This is a genomic window from Paenibacillus antri (assembly GCF_005765165.1).
In the GTDB taxonomy this organism is placed as follows: Bacteria; Bacillota; Bacilli; order Paenibacillales; family YIM-B00363; genus Paenibacillus_AE; species Paenibacillus_AE antri.
The window spans coordinates 129,572-148,395 of record NZ_VCIW01000019.1; the positions used below are offsets into that span (position 1 = coordinate 129,572).

The following is an 18,824-nucleotide window of genomic DNA, read 5'->3' on the forward strand; positions in this document are numbered from 1 at the left end:
CCGCCAGAAGGCAAGCAGCCCCCGGGGAAGGTCCCCAAGGGCTGCAGCGACTTACTTAAACTCGATGGAATCGATCGTCTCTTGGATGCGGCGGAGCGTAGACTCCGTCGCATTCGCTTCGTTTACCCGATACCCGATCATGTACGTCCTGCCGTTTTTTTCGAAGATGTAGGCTGTTTCTAGAATTTTGTAGCCGTTGCTCTTGTAACTCAATTCAAATTTGGTAGCCGGCGTCGATCCGAACAGAGAAACGCTCGACTTTCCGATCAGCCTGTAGTTCGGATCGTCCTGACTCTGCTTCGCAACCGCGGCGTCCATGGCATTGATTAAATCGGATCGGCTTAACGTCGTTCCCAACTGAGAAAACACCGTGAAGTCCGCGCCGTCCAATATGTAAGAGAACGAGTCTCCCCCATCGTGATCGGATCCCTGCATCCAATATTCAGGAATCTTAATCGAATACTTCGCCTTGCTATTGTTGACGAGTACGCGATGTTCATAATCCGTATTATCCCAGCTGTCATACAGTTCGCCGAGGTTCGGACTCATCGCGGATGGATCGATTTCGATGGACTTCACGATGTTGCTGCGAAGTTCTTCCTTCTCCTTGGCCGGCAACTCCTCCGGGTAGCCGATGGAGAAATAATACTTGTAGTCGCCTTCCATAAGGAAGATTTCGTATTCCTCGTGCCAACTGCTCCCGTTCCCGAACAAGTCCGTCCGCGCTACGCCTTTGATTCCGTCGATTTCGATCGGCTGGAGCGCCCCTATCTTCAAATATTGGGAGACGTACTGGTCCTTGTACTGCTTCTCGATCCGGCCCGCCCATGCCTCGGGGGTGTCCCCAGGCTCCCTAGAGGTCACCTGGTTTTGGAAGTATTGGTCAAAATCCTCGTTCAAGTATTGATCTAATTTATGGAATGCCGTTTCCGATTGGAACCAATCGACAGGCACCTTGAACGCCAAGCCGTACTCGCTCGCTTCGATGCTCCGATACCCGTCCTTTACGTTGGAGATATCCTTATACGCCGGGTTCCCGCCATCGAACGACAGAGAGAATGTATCTAAGAAGCTTACATAGGAGGCCCATTTTTGCTTATCGTTAAAATTTTCCGTGCTCGTATTCAACGTTACGAAATACTCTTTATCGCCCTTCATGTAGACGCGAATTTCAGAAACCGTTCCATCGGGGTCTTTACTGACGACCTTGGCGTATCCGCCGTTCTTCACGTAGGTTTGGCTCAAGATCGAACCGTCCGCATACTCGGCGGCTTCCTTCATCAGCCCTTGGGCGGACATCTCCGGTTGCTCCTCGAAGACGTGCACGTACAACGTAAATTCGTCCTTCAGATGGTCGAACCGGACAAAGTTGGTCGAAAACTCGTTGTCCCATGGGCTGATTTCGGGCAAATACTCGATCGACCACCCGTAGTAGCTGTCCCCGATATGCGTGCTGTCGGCGTCTTGGTCGGTCAACTGGATATCTTCGCCCGCCTCGCTCGAACCTTTCTGAATGGTGATCGTCGACGTCGCGGCGTCGAAATTTACGGCCGCGCCGAACGTCTGCGTAATGAAGCGCAGCGGCACCATTGTCGTATTCGAGCTCAGCTCCGGGGCCGCTTCCAAGGTCGAGCTCTCGCCGTCGACCGAGACGTTCTTGCTTCCGATCGTCAATTGAATGTTTCGTCCTTCGTAGGCAAGGCCGATCGAGCTCGTTTTCTCGTCCCACTTCACCTCCGCGCCGAAGGCGGACGTAATGACGCGCAACGGCACCAGCGTAACGTTATTGGACAAATACGGCTTCGCGACTTGGATCGTCTGTTCGTTAATCTTGACGTTCTCGTTGCCGATCTGGACTTGGACTTCGACCGGCGCCGTCGCGGCGCTCGCGGTTCCGAGCGCGATCGCGGAGGACAATAGACCGCCGATCAAGGCTGTTTTCAACGTTTTATTCATCGCCAAGCTCCTTTGCTTCTCCGAAAGTAACTTCCTTGCGAATCAAGTCCCCGTTCGACATTAACATGATCTTCGCTTTGTCGCCCGGCAAGTAATTTTTCAATAATTCGTTATAACCCACTAACGTATTCACGTTGACGTCGTTGATGGAGTAGATGACGTCTCCCGCCTTAATGCCGGCCTTCTGCGCGGGCGAATCCTTGCTCACGAATTTCACCTTCAACGGATCGGTCGTCGGAAGTCCGATTAAGGCCGCCCAGCTTTCTTCCAGCTCGACGCCCAAGGAAGGGCGCTTAACCTTGCCATATGCGAAGAAGTGTTTCATGACATACTCCGCCGTATCCGCCGGGATGGAAAAGCCTAAGTTTTCGACGCCGACCGCCGCGAACTTCAACGTATTGATGCCGACGACTTCGCCGTTCAGATTGACCAGCGGGCCGCCGCTGTTTCCCGGATTAATGGCGGCGTCCGTCTGGAGCAGCATGTATTTCGAATGCAGCGACCGTTGTACGCCGCTCACGACGCCGACGGAGATCGAGTTGCGCAACGCGAACGAGATCGGCGTCCCGATCGCGACGACGGATTCGCCGACCGCGGCATCCGTCTTGCTGAACGCTGCGACGGGCAACTGCTTCGCCTCGATCTTCACGAGCGCCAAATCGCTCTCCTCGTCGATATGCGTCCGCTTGCCCGCGAACGTCTTCCCCGCAGCCGTGACGACCGTGATTTCCTTCAGGTCCTTCACCACGTGCGCGTTCGTCAGGATCCATCCGTCCGTTTTCACGATGAAGCCGGTGCCATGGATGAGGTCGTTCCGGTTGACCGTCGTCCGTTGATCGCTTTCCGACGGACGTCCGATGATCGCGACGACCGCAGGCGAAACCTTCTCCACGACGGCCGAGACGCTCTTCTCCTCCACGTAGACGAACTTTCCGTCCTTCTGGTTGTAAATCCCGCTACCTCCGAACTGCTCCAGTACCTCTTTCGCCTTCAAATACACCTCGCCGTTGATCTCCTTGGCGGTGATCGGCGTTCCTTGACCGCCTGCGCCGGCAGCCGACGCCTGCGCGGCGATCGTCGCCGTGACGGCGACGGCCGCAACCCAACCGGACACCTTCCATACGTAAGGTTTCATAAGGGCTCCTCTTCTCCGATCGCTATGCAGCCTATGTGCTAGTTCAAAATCCCTAATCATTATACATTATGGAAACATTGGCGAATACAAGAAAATTGGAACAAAAAAACAAGGGGCACGGTGGCCCCTTGTTTTCTCTCTAGGATTAGTGCATCGAATGCATCGGCGCCGCGTGATTCACGATAACGCGACGAATGAATAACGCCATCGCGAGGCCGATCAGCGTCACGATCATCGCGAATAAGAACACATGCTGCGAGCCGAACGTCATCGCGTTCGCCACTTCGACCACTTCGGTCGGCGCCGACGACGACCCGAGGTAGCGTTCCATGCCCTGCGTCAGAATGCTGATCGCGACGGCGGTGCCGATCGCGCCGGCCACCTGCTGCAGCGTGTTCATGACGGCCGTACCGTGCGGGTACAGCTCCGGAGGCAGCTGATTCAGGCCGTTCGTCTGCGCCGGCATCCACACCATGGAGATGCCGACCATCAGGCCGATATGCAGCGCGACGATGAACGCGATCGACGTCGCCGGCGTAATGCCGGAGAAAAACCACAGCGCCGCCGCGACGATGGCGAGGCCCGGGATGACGAGCCACTTCGGCCCGTACTTGTCGAACAGCCGGCCCATGTACGGCGACAGGAAGCCGTTCAGCGCGCTGCCCGGCAGCAGCATGAGCCCTGCGGCGAACGCGGACAGCGCCATGCCGTTCTGCAAGTACATCGGCAGGATGATCATGCTCGACAAGATGATCATCATGCAGGAAAGCACCATCAGAAGTCCGACGATAAACATCGGATACTTGAACACGCGCATGTTCATCATCGGTTCGCGCATGGTCACTTGACGCAGAACGAACAGGGCGAGCGCCGCGAGGCCGATAGCGATCGAAGCGACGACGACCGGATGGCCCCATCCCTCCGAGCCTTCGCCGGCCTTGCTAAAGCCGAAGACGACGCCCCCGAAGCCGACCGTGGACAGCACGACCGACAGAATGTCGATGTGCGGCTTCGTGACTTCGGTGACATTTTCTAGATACTTGAGCCCTACGAGCAACCCGACGATCAAGACCGGGAGCGACAGCCAGAAGATGTAATGCCACGTTAAATATTCGATCATGAGTCCTGCGACGGTCGGTCCGGTCGCCGGCGCGAACATAATGACGAGGCCGACGAAGCCCATCGCCGCGCCCCGCTTCTCCGGCGGATACACGACCAGAATCGTATTGAACATGAGCGGAATCAGGAGACCCATACCGGCCGCCTGCAGCACGCGCGCGACCATCAGCATCTCGAAGTTGACCGCGAGCGCCGCGATCAAGGTACCGACGATGGAGCTCGCCAGCGAACCGACGAACAGCTGTCTCGTCGTAAACCATTGCAGCAGCAGCCCCGTCATCGGCATTAAGATGCCGAGCGTGAGCAGGAATCCCGTCGTCAGCCATTGCGCGGTCGCGGCCGAGATGTCGAACACGACCATTAAGTTGCTGATCGCGATGTTCAATGCCGTCTCGCTGAACATGCCGACGAAGCCGCAGATGAGCAGCGACGCCATAATGGCCTTCGTATTATATTGCTTTACCATCATTCCACTTCCTATCCCTTAGAAAATCTTATTTGACGAGCTCTTTGTTCGGTGGCTCGCTATCTGTTACAATAATGTTTACAGTTACGCAAGTCAATACCTTTACAATAATTTATTTCTGTTCGTCGATTCGCCCTTCGTCCCACGCGCGCTCCAGAATGCGAGACACCGTCTCCTCAGGCGTCCATTCGGTGGAATCGAGCCACAGTCCGAGCTTCGGCGTCTCCGTCCGCAATACGCCGTCCAGCTGGGACGGCGTCCAAATCCCGTACCCCTTCTTCCCCCGGCCGGCCTCCCGCGCTTCGACGGCGGCGACGGAGGGGCACAGCACGACCAAATACAACGGCCGGTGGCCCACATACGACAGAAAATCCATCAGCAGCGTCCCGACCACGACGTCCTGCATCACCACGTGAAATCCAGCCTCGAGATACGCGTCCGCCGCTTGCGCGGCCAGCCGGTACCGCAAGCGAAGCTGCTCGAGCCCGTCCGCATCGCCGTCCGGCTTCGCTTCGACCCGATCGTTCACGATCATCTTACGGAAGACGTCCCCGCGGAGATGAACGGATCGTTCGAATCGCTCCGCCAGCAGCTGCGCGACGGTCGACTTGCCGCTTGCCATAATCCCCGTTATCAAGAACAAATGCGGTCCGCTCGGCTGCATATGCTTCCCCTCCCGCTCCCTGTTAGAATTTCGCTATCTTCGAATGATATCGGAATCGCCGAGAGGTGGCAACGGAAATCGCGTCCACGAAGCCTTCTATTGTCACAAGCCCGCATATTGCCTAGGAAATAGGACCTCCCGCGCGAAAATCAGCCAGTCCCTCTTCCGAGACCGGCGCGCCAGAGGCGTCGAAGAACGCGAGCTTTATTTGCAGCATGCCGCGTACATGAGTCAGAATCTCTGCATGGCTACTTGCAGCGTCGCCTCTCCCGATGGGACGTCTTCGATCGTCTCCGAGAACGTGTCCAGCATCATGGCGAATAAATCGATGATTTCCAAGATTTTGTTCTTCGGCAGCAGCGCCGCGACCGAAGTACCATGTAGGTGTAAGCGCAAATTTGAGCTTATAAGCCGCGGTTCCGTATAACAGGCCGCTTTAAGCGCATTTCTGAGCTTATAAGCGGATTTTTCCGTCTAACAGGCTGTTCTAAGCGCATTTTTGAGCTTATTAGCGGAATTTTCCGCTTAACAGGCTGATCTAAGCGCATTTCTGAGCTTATAAGCGGAATTTTCCGCATAACTGGCCTCCCTAAGCGCATTTTTGAGCTTATTAGTGGCCCCCCCCCTTGCCGCCCACGAAAAAAAGGACGCCTCCGCGAAGGCGTCCCCCATCTATGCCCGGCGATAGACCACGTTCCCGCCGACCATCGTCCACTCGACTTCGAACCGCTCGTCCAACAGCACGAGATCCGCGTCCGCGCCCGCCTCGATCCGGCCCTTCGTCGGCAAGCCGAGCAAGTCGGCCGGCGTCCGCGTCGCCATCTCGACGGCGTGTCGCAGCGGAATGCCCGCGTTCACCGTCTTCGCCAGCGCCTCGTTCATCGTCACCGTGCTCGACGCGAGCGTGCCGTCGGCCAACGTCGCGACGCCGTCCGCCACCTTCACTTCGTGCCCGCCGAACGTATACGTGCCGTCGCCCATGCCCATCGCCTGCAGCGCGTCCGTGATCAACACCATCTTCTCCGGCCCCTTCTCGCGATACAAGAGGCGAACCATCGCCGGGTGCAGATGCACGTCGTCCACGATCGCCTGTACGCTGACGTGCTCCGCCTCGAAGGCGGCCAAAATCAGGCCCGGATCGCGGTGATGGATCGGGCGCATGCCGTTGCAGCAATGCGTGACGTGACTCGCGCCGCCGCGGAACGCCTCGACCGCTTCCTCGTACGTCGCGTCCGTATGCGCAAGCGCCGGGATGACGCCTCGCTCCTTCAAGAAGCCGATCATCTCCATGCCGCCCGGCAGCTCCGGCGCCAACGTCACCATACGGATCAATGAACCCGCCTTCTGGAGAATGAGGCCCATCTCGTCCCGATCCGGATGGCGCAAATATTTCTCGTTCTGCATCCCTTTGCGTTTCACATTCAAGTACGGTCCCTCGATATGCATCCCGACGATGCGGGCGCCCGGCTCGCGGCCGACCGTCCGCGCGACGTTATCGATCATCGTCAGCAAGTCCTCCAACGTGGACGAGACGGACGTCGCCAGGAACGACGTGCACCCGGTCCGCGCGCAAGCTTCCGACACGACCTCCACGCTCTTCGTCGTGCCGTCCATCATATCGAAGCCCTCGGCGCCATGGATATGGACGTCGATCATACCCGGAATAAGCAATCGTCCGTTCCCGTCGACGATCTCGTCGACGTCCGTCCAGGCGGCGTCGGCTTCCGCATGCACGGAGACGATGCGGCCGTCCCGCACCAACACGCTGCCTGAAGCCGTCTCGTCGCCGGCGATCAAGCGGATATTTCGGATTCCCGTAGTTGTCATGTTCGGCTTCACCCTTACTGAATAAGTTATTACCCAGTATACCCCGGCCGCGAGGCGGCTGCCACGTTCGGAATTATCCATAGAAAAAGAGCGAACGCCTCCGTCCGCTCTCGACTCGCATGTTTATAGATCCGGGGCGATCAAGCCCCGCCCGATGACGTTGGGAGACACCGGCGCCTTCCCGACTTCCCGCGCCCATACCGACAGCTGTCCGGCATGATGGATATGGTGCGCGACGACGTGGCGCATAATTTCGCCCCAGGCGTCTATGACGACCGTGCCGTCCGCGCGGCGATCGTAGAACGGCCGCCGCTCCAACCCGTCGTGCCAGCCGTCGACGAACGCTTCCACTTCGGGACGAAACCGCCGGTCCAGCTCCTTCACTCGCTCGAGGCTCCGGTATTCGGCGAAATCCTCTTGGAAATCCGGTTCGCCCTGCATGACGCGAATCCAGCTCCACTCCACGTCGACCATATGGAACAGCGTACGCAGGATGCCGCCGACGCCGCCCGTCCGCTCGCGAAGCAGCTCTTCCTCGGGGACGTTCTCGCACCACGCATACCACGCATCGCGCACCATCCAGTTGTACCGAAACATCGTCTTCATGGCCGGCCCCCTACGTTATCTTCTGCCCGAACCCCGTTGCGTCCGATTCGCGCCGGCTGTAGACGCCGCCACCGGCTGCTTCCGCGGCTGCGACGGCTGCGACTGCGGCCCCCGCTGCTGACCCCGCGGTTGTTGGCCTTGCGGCTGCTGCCCCCGAGGCTGCTGACCTCGCGGCTGTTGCCCCCGCGGCTGCTGCCCCCGCTGCGGCTCCGGCTTCGCGGCCGGCATCGCGCCGGTCATCGGGTACGGGTGGTCCTTCACGACCGGGATCGTCTTTTTCGTCACCTTTTCGATATCCTTCAAGTACGGAATCTCTTCCTGCTCGCAGAAGGAAATCGCTATGCCGCTGTGTCCGGCGCGCCCCGTCCGGCCGATCCGGTGCACGTACGTCTCCGGAATGTTCGGCAGGTTGAAGTTGATGACGTGGGACAGCTCTTCGATATCGATGCCCCGCGCCGCGATATCCGTCGCCACCAGCACGCGCGTCGTGCCGTTCTTGAAGTTGTTCAACGCCGCCTGCCGCGCGTTCTGCGACTTGTCGCCGTGAATCGCTTGGGCGGAGATGTTCGATCGCGTCAGCCCTTTGGCGACGCGGTCGGCGCCGTGCTTCGTGCGCGTAAACACGAGCGCGGACGAGATCGATCGGTCCTGCAGCAGGTCCGTGAGGAGCTTCTGCTTATTTTCCTTATCCACGAAATAAAGGGATTGCTCGATCCGATCCACCGTCGAGGACACCGGCGTCACTTCGACGCTGACCGGGTTCACGAGCAGCGAATTCGCCAGCTTCGAAATTTCCGGCGGCACCGTCGCCGAGAAGAACAGCGTCTGCCGCTTCGCCGGAACCGCCGCGATGACCTTCTTCACGTCGTTGATGAAGCCCATGTCGAGCATGCGGTCGGCTTCGTCCAACACCAAAATCTCCACGTGCCGCAGATCGACGACCTTCTGGTTAATCAAGTCGATGAGGCGCCCCGGGGTCGCGATCAAAATGTCCACGCCGCGCTCGAGCGCCTGCTCCTGCGGCTTCTGGGACACCCCGCCGACGATCGAGACGTTCTTCAAGCCCGTGAACCGGCCGTACGCCTGCATGCTCTCGTCGATCTGAATCGCGAGCTCCCGCGTCGGCGACAGGACGAGCGCGCGAATGCGGCGGCGTTCCCCCTGCTTCCGCGGCCGCGAATGCAGCAGCTGAAGGATCGGCACGGAAAAGGCCGCCGTCTTCCCCGTCCCCGTCTGCGCGCAGCCGAATACGTCGCGGCCGGCCAGCACGGCGGGAATCGCCTGCTCTTGGATCGGCGTCGGCTTCTCGTAGTTTTCCTTCGCCAGCGCCTGCAGGATCGGGGGGATTATGTTCAATTCTTTAAAGTTCATTAAGGGTCTCCTACTCTAGTTCTCCATTTGAAATCGTAAGTTCAACCGTACCACACTTAAGCGCAATTGAAAAGGAAGGGACATGGTATAATGGACGAAGAACGCAGGGAGGTTTTTGGAAAATGAATTCGACTCCTCCGTCGCCGTCCCGGCGCAACGTGGGCATCTTCGCCCACGTCGACGCGGGCAAGACGACGACGACCGAGCATCTCTTATACGAAAGCGGCCGCATCCGCGCGCTGGGCGACGTGGATCGGGGCACCGCCTCCACCGATTGGTTGGACGTCGAACGCGAGCGCGGCATCTCCGTGCGGGCGGCGACGACGATGTTCCAATGGAACGGCGTCTCGGTCAACGTCGTCGATACGCCGGGCCACGTCGACTTCCTCTCCGAGGTCGAGCGGTCGCTCCGCGTCATGGACGGCGCGGTTCTCATCCTCTCGGCCGTAGAAGGCGTGCAAGCCCAGACCGAAGTGATCTGGCATGCGCTCCGCAAGCTGGGCATCCCGACGATCCTCTACGTCAACAAGATGGACCGCGTCGGCGCCGACGCGGCTCGCGTCCTGAACGATATCCACAAGCACCTGTCGCCGCTCGCGACGCCCGTACAGCAGCCCGTCGGCGCGGCGGAGACGTTCGACGGCGCAAGGGACCTCTGGAACGCCGCCGAACGCGAGCCTGGCGCGATCGAAGCCCGAACGAGGCTGATCGAGAGCGTCGCCCAGACGAGCGAAGCGCTGATGGAGCGGTATTTCGAGGAGGGCGCGCCCGATACCGATACCGGCTTGGCGGCGTGGCGGACGACCTTCCGTTCGCTCGCAAGGTCGAGCGCCTTGTTCCCGGTGCTGTTCGGCGCCTCGAGCAAGGGGATCGGCATCCGCGAGCTGATGGAAGCCATCGCCCTGTACCTCCCCGAGCCCGGCGGCGACGCGTCGGCTCCCGTCTCCGGCGTCGTCTTCAAGATCGAACGCGACAAGACGATGGGACGCATGGCGTACGTCCGCTTATACCAAGGCACGCTTCGCAACCGCGACCCCATCCGCAACCTGACGCTCGGCGCCGACGAGAAGGTAACGCAAATTCGGAAGGTCGACGGGCAGAAGTCGGAGGACGTCGGCGTGCTGACGGCCGGGGACATCGCGGCCGTCTGCGGCCTCCAGCAGGCGCGGATCGGCGACGTGCTCGGCACCGGGGAAGGCGTGCCGGAGGAAGCGAAGCTCGCGGTCCCGCTCCTTACCGTGCAAGTGCATTGGGCGAACGAACAAGACTACCCGCGCGTCGTCGCCGCCCTGCACGAGCTCGCGGACGAGGATCCGCTGCTGTCCTTGCAGTGGCTGCAGGAAGAGCGGGAGCTCCATCTGAAGGTAATGGGGCCGATCCAGCTCGAAATTTTGTCCCGCTTGCTCGAGAGCCGCTTCGGCCTTTCCGTGACGTTCGGGCAGCCGTCCGTCATCTACAAGGAGACGCTCCGCGGCGCCGGAGAAGGCTTCGTCGCGTACACGATGCCGAAGCCGTGCTGGGCGATTCTGCGCTTTAAGATGGAGCCGCTGCCTCGAGGGGCCGGCTTGCGATACGACGCGCAGGTGCGCACCGAAGACTTGCTGCCGCAGTACCAGAACGAGGTCGCCCGACGCGTCCCCGAAGCGCTGCAGCAAGGCTTGTACGGGTGGGAGGTCGTCGACGTGGGCATCAAGCTCGTCGAAGGGCAGCACCACGTCTGGCACACGCATCCGCTCGACTTCGTCGTCGCCACCCCGATGGGCATCATGGACGGCCTGAACCGGATCGGCACGAAGCTGCTCGAGCCGATGCTCCGCTTCCGGCTGACCGTGCCCGAAGAGTTCGGGGGCAAGGTGATGAACGATCTCGTCCTCATGCGCGCGACGTTCGAAGCGCCGGAGCCGCACGGCGACCGAATGACGATTCACGGCCGCGTGCCCGTGGCGACGTCGCTCGAATACGCGGTCAAGCTCGGGTCGATGACCAAGGGCCGCGCCGCGCTGTCCACGTTCTTCGACGGCTACGAGGAGTGTCCGCCGGACGTTCGGGCGGAGCGCCCGCGCCGCGGCGTCAATCCGCTCGACACCGCGAAGTACATTCTCAGCGTCCGGAACGCGCTGTCGTCATCCTAATCAGCTATAAGCCCTTGCACCAGAACGTGTTGACGAACGCGGTGCGGAAGCCGGCCTTTTCCATATTGGCATGACTGGGCGTGCCGAAGACGACGTCCGTATAGACGGCCTTCGCGCCGAGGCGAGCGGCGTCCGCAAGCCTTCTGCGGATCAAGGCGGTCTGGCAGCCGCGCCCCCGGTACGCGTCGAACGTATAATCGTTGGCGAGGTACGCCTCGGCGCCGTGCAGGAACAACGACGCCATCGCGGCGGGCCGGCCGTCGATTTCGATCATGTAATTGCGGAAATGCGGCTGCCGAAAATACCCCTTCGTCCGCTCGATCGTCGCATCCGCGATGGACTGCCCCGGCGAAGACGCTTCGATCCAGCGGATGAACGTCTCCGCCGCGCGCTCGGTCACCAGACGGATGTCGAACGGGCTTGCCGTCACCGCCCCACCCTCTTCCGCCGCTTCGGACGGCTCCGCCGCCAAGAACGCGAGCTGCTCCGCCGGGAGGAAGCCCGCGTCGGCCAACGCGCGGCTCGCCTCCGGTCCCATGCGGTCCGGCGTCATGTCGAAGCAAGGCGCGGCCTCGCTGTCCGGGTAGCGGGCCAAGATCTCCTGCAGCCTTGGAACGTCGCCGGCGCCGAACCCTTTGATTCGGTTATAGTACATCGAGTGCGGGTCCGTCCGATCCCGAAGCAGGACGCACCCACCCAGCTCGATCGCTTCGACCTGCCGCTCCGTCGGCGTAAGGGAACGTCGAGCGTTCCACTTCGTCAGCTCGAGCTCCATCCGTTCGATGTCCGCTTGCAATTCCAGAGGTTTCTTATTAGCGTTCAATCGTTTCCGTCATCCTTCCTTCACCGCTCTTGCAGCCGCCTCCATCGCGCCGACGACGCGGTCGCACCACGCATCGAATTCGGGGTCCTCTTGTTGAAGCTCCGGATGCTCCAAGATGTTCCGGATCGTCGCCTTAAGCCCTTGATCGAGCCGCGTCGTCGCCACGAAGTCCGGCACGAGCCGCTTCAGCTTCGCGTTGTCGAAGACGACCGAGTTCGCCTTGTCGCCGAGCAGGCCGCCCCGATAATCGATGTCGCCGCACTCCGCGAGAAACTCGGACGCCACGTGCACCGCGCGAAGCTCGACGCCGAGACTGTCCGCGATAATCTCGTAAATCTGATTCCACGTCACCGTCTCGTCCGACGTGATGTGCACCGACTCTCCGATCGCGTGAATGTTGCCCATAAGCCCGATGAAGCCCTTCGCGAAGTCGCTGTTATGCGTCATCGTCCAGAGCGACGTCCCGTCCCCGTGGATAATGACCGGCTTGTTCTCCAACATTCGCTTGGCGACCTGCCAGGTCCCCTTGCGTCCGTGAACGCCGAGCGGAATGGAGCGCTCGTCGTACGTATGGCTCGGCCGGACGATCGTGATCGGGAAGCCGTCTTCCCGATACATCTTCACGAGATATTCTTCGCAGGCGATCTTGTTGCGGGAATACAGCCAATACGGATTGGATAAGGGCGTGCCTTCGGTAATGCGATAGTCGGACAGCGGCGTCTGATACGCCGAAGCCGAGCTGATGAACATGAACTGCTTCGTCTTTCCGGCGAACAAGCGGTAGTCCCGCTCCAGCTGGGCCGGCTCGAACGCGATGAAGTCGGCCACGACGTCGAAGCGCATGCCGTCGATCAAGCCGGCGACCTGCGCTTCGTCGTTGATGTCGGCCGTCAGCGCACGAACGCCGTCCGGCAGCCGGTCGTTCCGGCGGCCGCGATTGATCACATACAACTCGTGCCCTTGCTCCGCCAACTGTCTCGTTATCGCGGAGCTGATCGTTCCCGTGCCTCCGATAAACAGCGCTTTCATAAACCCGCCTCCGTAGAATCGTTATAGGTAAGGCGAAACGAGTGTTATACCCGCTCCGCCCATTGTTCCGCGTTGCTCCAATCCTTCGCCTTCCACCGCAGAACGTCCGGGTTCGCCATCGAGATGATTTCCTTCGCGAACTCGAGCCGTTCGATCTCGGTCATCGGACGGAAGCTTCTCGCGACCGCCAGATTGTTCTCCAGCTGCTCCATCGACTCCATCCCGATAATCGCCGTAGCGATCGGCAGCGACCACGTATACCGCAGCGCCTTCTCGTACCATGACGCCAGCCGCCCAAGGCCGATGACCTTCATGCCGACGACCGCGACGCCCTTCTCGTTCGCTCTCGGGACGAACTCGTGCGCGAAGCTGTAGATGAACTGATCCGCCGCGGAGAGGGCGACCAGCGCGCTGTCGAACGGAAATCGCTCGATCGCCTCGAGCTGCACGCTCGGATTCGTGTGCCCGCTGATGCTGATATGCCGGATGACGCCCTGCTCCTTGGCCTCGACGAGCGCCTGCAGCGCGCCGTCTTTCGCGAAGCAGGCGTCGAGCTGCTCCATCGTCCGCACGTCGTGCAGCCGCCACTCCTCGACATGGTCCGTCCGCAGCCGCTTAAGGCTGCCCTCGAGGGAGCGCCACGAGCCGTCCCGCGTCCGGTCGATCGTCTTGGTCGCGATCCACGCCCGGTCCCTGCGCTCCCCGAACGACTTCCCGAGCCGCTCCTCCGATTGCCCGTCGGAGTAGATCGGCGCCGTGTCGAAATAAGTGATTCCCTCGTCGATCGCCCGGTTCACGATCCGGATCGCTTCTTCCTCGCCGCAGCCGTGATCGTCGACGATCCGCTGCGCGCCGAAGCTCAAAATCGGGAACGACGCGCCGGTGTTCCCGAAGGCCCTCTTTTCCATCGAAGCCCCTCCCCTATGTTTTCGGAAAATGGTTACGATTGTAAATATGCCTTCCATCCGAGCAAAATATCCCGCCACAGCCGAACGATGGTTTAATTTTCTTGCGTTATGTATTCTCCATCGGCGGCTCCGGTTCCTTCCGACGGCCGTTCGGTTGTCACGCTTGCCCGTCTGTGTCACAATCGGAGGAGCAACGATTTTCTGTATATAAAGAGGAGCTGGATACCAACCCATGAGAACGATTCCGTTAGGACAGAGCTCGTTACAGGTGCCGGTCGTCGCCGTCGGCTGCATGCGCATCACGTCCCTCGATAAGGCCGGAGCGGAACGCTTCGTGCGAACGGCGATGGAGGAAGGGGCGAACTTCTTCGACCACGCGGACATCTACGGAGGGGGAGCTTGCGAGGAGCTGTTCTCCGATGCGATCGGAATGAACGCTTCGGTGCGGGAAGGGATGATCCTGCAATCGAAGTGCGGCATCCGCAAGGGAATGTTCGACTTCTCCAAGGAGCATATCTTGACTTCGGTGGACGGCATCCTGAAGCGGCTGAAGACTGAATATCTAGACGTCCTGCTGCTGCATCGTCCGGACGCGCTGGTCGAGCCGGAGGAAGTCGCCGAGGCGTTCGATACGCTGGAGCGCTCGGGCAAGGTGCGCCACTTCGGCGTCTCGAACCAAAATCCGATGCAAATCCAGCTGCTGCGGAAATTCGTGAAGCAGCCGATCGTCGCGAACCAACTGCAGCTCAGCATCACGAACGCCACGATGATCTCGAGCGGAATCAACGTCAATATGGAAAATGCGGCCGCCGTCAACCGCGACGGCAGCGTACTCGACTTCTGCCGGCTGAACGACATCACCATTCAGCCATGGTCGCCGTTCCAATACGGCTTCTTCGAGGGCGTCTTCCTCGGCAACGAGAAGTTCCCGGAGCTGAATCGGAAGATCGACGAGGTCGCGGCGGCGTACGGCGTGACCAATACGACGATCGCCATCGCGTGGCTGCTCCGCCATCCGGCGCGCATGCAGCCGGTTCTCGGCACGATGAATGTCGACCGTCTGCGGGATTGCCTCAAGGCCGCAGACATTACGTTGACCCGCGAGCAGTGGTACGACATCTACCGCGCCGCGGGGAACGTACTGCCGTAAGCTGCATCCGAACCTCGAAAAGAACCTCCCGTCCGATCAAGACGGGAGGTTCTTCGCGTTCGCTCGTACCTTTCGACGCGGTTGTCCGCTTTATTCCGAATCGTCTTCCTCGACGAACGCCTTCAACGCGATCAGCTTGTTGTCCCAATAGCGATCGAAGTACGCCAGCCATCGGTGAAGGTCTCGCAGCGGATCCGGCTGCAGTCTATACCGGGTCTCCCGTCCGACCTTCCGGTTGCTGACGAGTCCTGCGTCCGTGAGAACGTGCAGATGCTTGTTGACGGCCGTTCGGCTGATCGGGAAGTGCTCCGCGATGCGCGAGATGGGCAGCTCCTTGTCCGTCTCCGCGAGCAGCGTCAGCATGCTGCGGCGGGTCGAATCGGCGACCGCCTGAAATACGTCGTGCCTAGCCTCCGCAGCCGGCATCTTACGCCTCGACGTAAGCGGGCAGCGCCTCGGCGACGATCTTCTCCCAGCCGTTGTCCATGATGCCGCGAACGACCGCGTGCGGCTGTCCGAATTCCGTCGTCTTCGCCGGGTCCCAGCCGGAGTGAATCAAGGTGAACTCCGTCTTGCCGTCGACTTCTTTCAACTCGAACGTAAGATGCCATTCCGCTCCCCAGTCGAAGCCGACGCGGTGCGGAGGATCGATCTCCGTCACCTTGCAGGGCGAATCGCCGAACGGGCCCGCGTGAAGAATGAAGTCCTTCCCGACGACCGGCTCGAACGTATTGGGCATCCACCAGCCGGCGATCCCCTCCGAGGTGGCGATCGCCTTCCACGCTTTCTCGATCGGGACGTTGAGGACGACGGTCTTGCGGATGTCTGGAATCGTATCTTGAGATTGCATGCGAATAACCTCCGTCATTTTTATAACACCTTTTGGTTTCACAATTAATATAACACCATTAGGTGCTATATTGTCAAGGCTCTATCCCCTTACTCCCCTTAGTTTGCCCCGCTGCCTATTCCCAATGAATAAATCGTCTGCCTCCGCAATAGGGTTAAAATAATAATTTTCTTCTTGTAATTCCGTCGTTTGTTTCCTATTATGAAAAGTGCATTTTTGTCATTTGTTGTCGGAAGCTGTTGGAAGCGAAAAATGATATGGGCGGTGCGGAATGGTTCAAGAAAGAAATATCGGGTTGGCGGTCGTCCTGACCCTGGTGACCTGCGGGATTTATGGAATTTATTGGTTTATCGTCCTGACCAACGACGTCGGGCGAGTAAGCGGGGACCCCTCCTTCACAGGGGGCAAGCATTTCCTGCTGAGCATCGTGACTTGCGGCATCTGGAGCATTATCTGGTCTTACCAAGCCGGCAAGCTCGTCGAGTCGGCGCAACGGCAACGGGGCCTCCCGGGTTCGGACAATTCGGTGCTCTACCTCGTGCTGACGATCTTCGGCCTCGGGATCGTTACGTACGCGTTGGTCCAGGCGGATGTCAACAAGCTGGCTTAATTCGGCGTTCTCGGCGGTCGCGAGGAGCCCCCGGTGGATTCAGGGGTCCTTGGCGGCTGCCGGAGGGCTGGCGTACTTGAAGGTATGGCTGCCGGCGACCGGCCTCGGCATTCCCTGCGTCTTTCACGAAGCGACGGGGCTGTATTGCCCGGGCTGCGGCATGACGAGAGCCGCTTTATCGCTGCTCGAGGGGGACCTGCCTCAGGCGTTCCGGTACAACGCATTGGCGTTCGGTCTGCTCCCATTGGTTCTAGTCTACCTGATCGCGAACCGAAGGGGCATGCGGCGGACGAGCCGAACGGTCATGGGCGCGATGGTGACGGCGGCGCTCGCCTTCGGCGTGATGAGGAATCTACCGGCGTGGGAGTGGCTTTCGCCGACGGCGATCGGATCGTAAGGAAAAAAGAGCGAATCGGCCTTTGGGGCTGATTCGCTCTTTTTTCGGTCGGCACGCCTGCCTTCATCGTCGCCGACCGATCTTTCCGGTTCGCTTGCTGATCTTCGGCGCCTTCGTCTTCTTCGGCTTCGTAAGAACGCTGCTCTTCTCGCCGGACGAGCCGCTTTCATCCCTCACGATCTTGCCGGAGGAAGCCGACGAGGCGGGCGGCGATACGGCGCTCTTCGACGCCGAAGCGTCCGCGTCGGACGATCGACGGACGATGCTGCCGGACCGATTCACGGTGACCGGCGGCGCCATCTTCTTATCGTCGACCGTAGGCGTACGATAGGTTTGCTTCGGGGCGTAAGCGCCCTTGCTGCCGTACCCTCTGTAGTCGCCCCCCGCATATCGCCCGCGATCGAACAGATCGCCGATGACGGAAGCGATGATATAAGCTTCCAAGAAGCTCGGGCTGTAATTCTGACGTACATACTCGCGGCTGCTGATCTCGATCAGCGTATCTTCCGGCCGTTCGGGATCTTGCTGCACTTGAACGATCTCGTCGGCGTAGACCAAGAACATGCGCTCCGCGTCTTCCTCGGATTGCTGCTGCGGCCGCTTCCGTTCGACCAGCTCGTTCGCAACCTCCGGGACGCTTCGGTCCGCCGCTCGGTATACGTAGGAAGTCTCGTTCCCCGAACCGCTGACCGACTCCAACGGATAGGACTCGCCGACTTCGAAACTTTGCATGCATCCGGCCAATACCGGGACGATCAAACTCAGGATCAGGAGATGCTTTATCCCCCGGGACAGCCACGATTTCAATGGTTTACCTCCTTACCCGCCGCGCAGCACGCGAACGTCGGCCGGGAGCACGGACTCGCCCTCGTACAGCATGAACCTGCCGTCCTGCCATTCGATGCGAAGCAGCATACGGTCGTCCGACACGTATTGCCACACGTATTGCTCCCCGCCCTGCTGGAACGGCGTCTTGCCGCTCGATTGGATGATGCCGGAATAATGTTCTTCCATGTGATAGGCGCGATCGTCCAACTCAAGGGTCGTCGGCACCTCTTCGAAGGAATCCAGCCTTCCGTCGATCGGTTGGTACAGGGCGAACAGCGTCCGTTCGCGGTCCTCGATCGCGAGATACCGAATCGCCGTTCCGTCCTGCAGCGTGAGGACGATCGCGTTGCGCTGTCGATTTTGCGTGCGTCCGACGACCTGATAGGTCACGAGCGACACTTCGCAGACGTCGCCCGGCCCGATCGTGAGGATGCTCTTCTCCGGCATCGGCGGCGCCGGCTTGCTTACCAGATTTTTAATGCGTTGGAATAAACTCATCTTGCCGCTCCTTATGTTCAGGAATTAGACCGCTCCGATGATCAGGGCGCCTGCGATATGAAGCGATCCCGCGAAGAGCGCGTTGGCGATTTTCCCTTCGTGTATGCCTTCTTCCAATTGGAAATGGGTGAGCTTCGACAAGACGGTCCGCGCCAGCCATTCCAGAACGAACAGCAACACGAAGGAGACGACGGAGATGATGATCGCTTCCCAGATGACGTCCGATTTCGCGATCGACTGTCCCAAAATATACGCTTGCGCGATCAGCTTCATCATGAAGCGCGTCGTTACCGCCACGTTGCCGCTCTTCATCTCTTGGATGTCATGATAGCGGGTCGTCAGCGAGTCCAAATACATAATTAAAAATAAGAGCAATGCGCCCATTCCCGTCCATACGGGAATTCGGGCGTAATCGATCCATGACAAAACAGATCCCTCCGAACGATGCTTGAATG

19 protein-coding genes are annotated in these 18,824 nt (G+C 59.9%); 4 read left to right on the forward strand and 15 right to left on the reverse strand.

Annotated elements, in window-relative coordinates; genetic code table 11:
• Window positions 1-51: 51 nt before the first annotated feature.
• The 7 genes from FE782_RS24115 to FE782_RS24145 all read right to left on the reverse strand — a co-directional run bounded on the left by FE782_RS24115 (window position 52) and on the right by FE782_RS24145 (window position 9,144).
• The gene (locus FE782_RS24115) at window positions 52-1,956 is read right to left on the reverse strand and encodes a copper amine oxidase N-terminal domain-containing protein (RefSeq protein WP_138196908.1); all 1,905 of its coding nucleotides are present in this window, start codon (window positions 1,954-1,956) and stop codon (window positions 52-54) included.
• Window positions 1,949-3,091 (reverse strand): S1C family serine protease, encoded by a 1,143-nt coding sequence (locus tag FE782_RS24120; RefSeq protein WP_138196909.1) that lies wholly within the window; start codon window positions 3,089-3,091, stop codon window positions 1,949-1,951. The genes FE782_RS24115 and FE782_RS24120 overlap by 8 nt, the downstream gene beginning before the upstream one ends.
• Window positions 3,092-3,236: 145 nt before the next feature.
• Window positions 3,237-4,676, reverse strand: a complete 1,440-nt coding sequence (locus FE782_RS24125) for a DHA2 family efflux MFS transporter permease subunit (protein ID WP_138196910.1) — start codon at window positions 4,674-4,676, stop codon at window positions 3,237-3,239.
• Between the two features lie 112 nt (window positions 4,677-4,788).
• A complete protein-coding gene (locus FE782_RS24130; RefSeq protein WP_138196911.1) occupies window positions 4,789-5,340 on the reverse strand; it encodes a P-loop nucleotide/nucleoside kinase family protein in 552 nt (183 codons plus the stop codon).
• A gap of 672 nt (window positions 5,341-6,012) precedes the next feature.
• Window positions 6,013-7,167, reverse strand: a complete 1,155-nt coding sequence (gene nagA, locus FE782_RS24135; RefSeq protein ID WP_138196912.1) for an N-acetylglucosamine-6-phosphate deacetylase — start codon at window positions 7,165-7,167, stop codon at window positions 6,013-6,015.
• Between the two features lie 123 nt (window positions 7,168-7,290).
• Window positions 7,291-7,773: a DinB family protein gene (locus tag FE782_RS24140; protein WP_138196913.1), complete on the reverse strand. Its 483-nt coding sequence runs from the start codon at window positions 7,771-7,773 to the stop codon at window positions 7,291-7,293.
• Window positions 7,774-7,788: 15 nt separating this feature from the next.
• Window positions 7,789-9,144 (reverse strand): DEAD/DEAH box helicase, encoded by a 1,356-nt coding sequence (locus FE782_RS24145; RefSeq protein ID WP_138196914.1) that lies wholly within the window; start codon window positions 9,142-9,144, stop codon window positions 7,789-7,791.
• Window positions 9,145-9,266: 122 nt separating this feature from the next.
• Between FE782_RS24145 and FE782_RS24150 the strand changes: the two genes are divergently transcribed.
• Complete coding sequence (locus FE782_RS24150) at window positions 9,267-11,276, forward strand: GTP-binding protein (protein WP_138196915.1); 2,010 nt, start codon at window positions 9,267-9,269, stop codon at window positions 11,274-11,276.
• Between the two features lie 4 nt (window positions 11,277-11,280).
• On the opposite strand, the gene FE782_RS24155 is transcribed toward FE782_RS24150, so the two are convergent.
• From FE782_RS24155 to FE782_RS24165, 3 genes are read right to left on the reverse strand one after another with little or no spacing between them, the layout of a single operon-like run.
• Window positions 11,281-12,099 carry a GNAT family N-acetyltransferase gene (locus FE782_RS24155; protein ID WP_138196916.1) on the reverse strand — a complete coding sequence of 273 codons (819 nt, stop codon included), beginning with the start codon at window positions 12,097-12,099 and terminating at the stop codon, window positions 11,281-11,283.
• A 9-nt stretch (window positions 12,100-12,108) separates the two neighbouring features.
• The gene (locus FE782_RS24160) at window positions 12,109-13,128 is read right to left on the reverse strand and encodes an SDR family oxidoreductase (RefSeq protein ID WP_138196917.1); all 1,020 of its coding nucleotides are present in this window, start codon (window positions 13,126-13,128) and stop codon (window positions 12,109-12,111) included.
• 44 nt (window positions 13,129-13,172) lie between these two features.
• Window positions 13,173-14,036: an aldo/keto reductase gene (locus FE782_RS24165; RefSeq protein WP_138196918.1), complete on the reverse strand. Its 864-nt coding sequence runs from the start codon at window positions 14,034-14,036 to the stop codon at window positions 13,173-13,175.
• 232 nt (window positions 14,037-14,268) lie between these two features.
• On the opposite strand from FE782_RS24165, the gene FE782_RS24170 reads away from it, so the two are divergent.
• Window positions 14,269-15,186, forward strand: a complete 918-nt coding sequence (locus FE782_RS24170; protein WP_138196919.1) for an aldo/keto reductase — start codon at window positions 14,269-14,271, stop codon at window positions 15,184-15,186.
• Between the two features lie 90 nt (window positions 15,187-15,276).
• Here FE782_RS24170 and FE782_RS24175 read toward each other — a convergent pair whose 3' ends face one another.
• Window positions 15,277-15,612, reverse strand: a complete 336-nt coding sequence (locus FE782_RS24175; RefSeq protein ID WP_138196920.1) for an ArsR/SmtB family transcription factor — start codon at window positions 15,610-15,612, stop codon at window positions 15,277-15,279.
• A 1-nt stretch (window position 15,613) separates the two neighbouring features.
• Window positions 15,614-16,036 carry an SRPBCC family protein gene (locus FE782_RS24180; protein WP_138196921.1) on the reverse strand — a complete coding sequence of 141 codons (423 nt, stop codon included), beginning with the start codon at window positions 16,034-16,036 and terminating at the stop codon, window positions 15,614-15,616.
• Between the two features lie 271 nt (window positions 16,037-16,307).
• Between FE782_RS24180 and FE782_RS24185 the strand changes: the two genes are divergently transcribed.
• Together FE782_RS24185 and FE782_RS24190 are read left to right on the forward strand one after the other, a co-directional pair.
• On the forward strand, window positions 16,308-16,646 hold the full coding sequence (locus FE782_RS24185) for a DUF4234 domain-containing protein (protein WP_138196922.1): 339 nt from the start codon (window positions 16,308-16,310) through the stop codon (window positions 16,644-16,646).
• Window positions 16,647-16,695: 49 nt separating this feature from the next.
• Window positions 16,696-17,043, forward strand: coding sequence for a DUF2752 domain-containing protein (locus tag FE782_RS24190; protein WP_238392642.1), 348 nt, complete (start codon window positions 16,696-16,698; stop codon window positions 17,041-17,043).
• 63 nt (window positions 17,044-17,106) lie between these two features.
• On the opposite strand, the gene FE782_RS24195 is transcribed toward FE782_RS24190, so the two are convergent.
• The 3 genes from FE782_RS24195 to FE782_RS24205 are packed head-to-tail and all read right to left on the reverse strand — an operon-like array spanning window position 17,107 to window position 18,795.
• Window positions 17,107-17,850, reverse strand: coding sequence for a DUF4247 domain-containing protein (locus tag FE782_RS24195; RefSeq protein ID WP_138196924.1), 744 nt, complete (start codon window positions 17,848-17,850; stop codon window positions 17,107-17,109).
• A gap of 12 nt (window positions 17,851-17,862) precedes the next feature.
• Complete coding sequence (locus tag FE782_RS24200; RefSeq protein ID WP_138196925.1) at window positions 17,863-18,369, reverse strand: DUF4178 domain-containing protein; 507 nt, start codon at window positions 18,367-18,369, stop codon at window positions 17,863-17,865.
• A 24-nt stretch (window positions 18,370-18,393) separates the two neighbouring features.
• Window positions 18,394-18,795, reverse strand: a complete 402-nt coding sequence (locus tag FE782_RS24205) for a DUF350 domain-containing protein (RefSeq protein WP_138196926.1) — start codon at window positions 18,793-18,795, stop codon at window positions 18,394-18,396.
• Between the last annotated feature and the right edge of the window lie 29 nt (window positions 18,796-18,824).

Bases quoted from the DNA above. Each gene is read 5' to 3' on its own strand.
- FE782_RS24200 (WP_138196925.1), bottom strand. From the start codon at position 18,369: ATGAGTTTATTCCAACGCATTAAAAATCTGGTAAGCAAGCCGGCGCCG.
- FE782_RS24125 (WP_138196910.1), bottom strand. From the start codon at position 4,676: ATGGTAAAGCAATATAATACGAAGGCCATTATGGCGTCGCTGCTCATC.
- FE782_RS24180 (WP_138196921.1), bottom strand. From the start codon at position 16,036: ATGCAATCTCAAGATACGATTCCAGACATCCGCAAGACCGTCGTCCTC.
- nagA (WP_138196912.1), bottom strand. From the start codon at position 7,167: ATGACAACTACGGGAATCCGAAATATCCGCTTGATCGCCGGCGACGAG.
- FE782_RS24120 (WP_138196909.1), bottom strand. From the start codon at position 3,091: ATGAAACCTTACGTATGGAAGGTGTCCGGTTGGGTTGCGGCCGTCGCC.
- FE782_RS24115 (WP_138196908.1), bottom strand. From the start codon at position 1,956: ATGAATAAAACGTTGAAAACAGCCTTGATCGGCGGTCTATTGTCCTCC.
- FE782_RS24130 (WP_138196911.1), bottom strand. From the start codon at position 5,340: ATGCAGCCGAGCGGACCGCATTTGTTCTTGATAACGGGGATTATGGCA.
- FE782_RS24150 (WP_138196915.1), top strand. From the start codon at position 9,267: ATGAATTCGACTCCTCCGTCGCCGTCCCGGCGCAACGTGGGCATCTTC.
- FE782_RS24145 (WP_138196914.1), bottom strand. From the start codon at position 9,144: ATGAACTTTAAAGAATTGAACATAATCCCCCCGATCCTGCAGGCGCTG.
- FE782_RS24165 (WP_138196918.1), bottom strand. From the start codon at position 14,036: ATGGAAAAGAGGGCCTTCGGGAACACCGGCGCGTCGTTCCCGATTTTG.
- FE782_RS24160 (WP_138196917.1), bottom strand. From the start codon at position 13,128: ATGAAAGCGCTGTTTATCGGAGGCACGGGAACGATCAGCTCCGCGATA.
- FE782_RS24140 (WP_138196913.1), bottom strand. From the start codon at position 7,773: ATGAAGACGATGTTTCGGTACAACTGGATGGTGCGCGATGCGTGGTAT.
- FE782_RS24175 (WP_138196920.1), bottom strand. From the start codon at position 15,612: ATGCCGGCTGCGGAGGCTAGGCACGACGTATTTCAGGCGGTCGCCGAT.
- FE782_RS24170 (WP_138196919.1), top strand. From the start codon at position 14,269: ATGAGAACGATTCCGTTAGGACAGAGCTCGTTACAGGTGCCGGTCGTC.
- FE782_RS24185 (WP_138196922.1), top strand. From the start codon at position 16,308: ATGGTTCAAGAAAGAAATATCGGGTTGGCGGTCGTCCTGACCCTGGTG.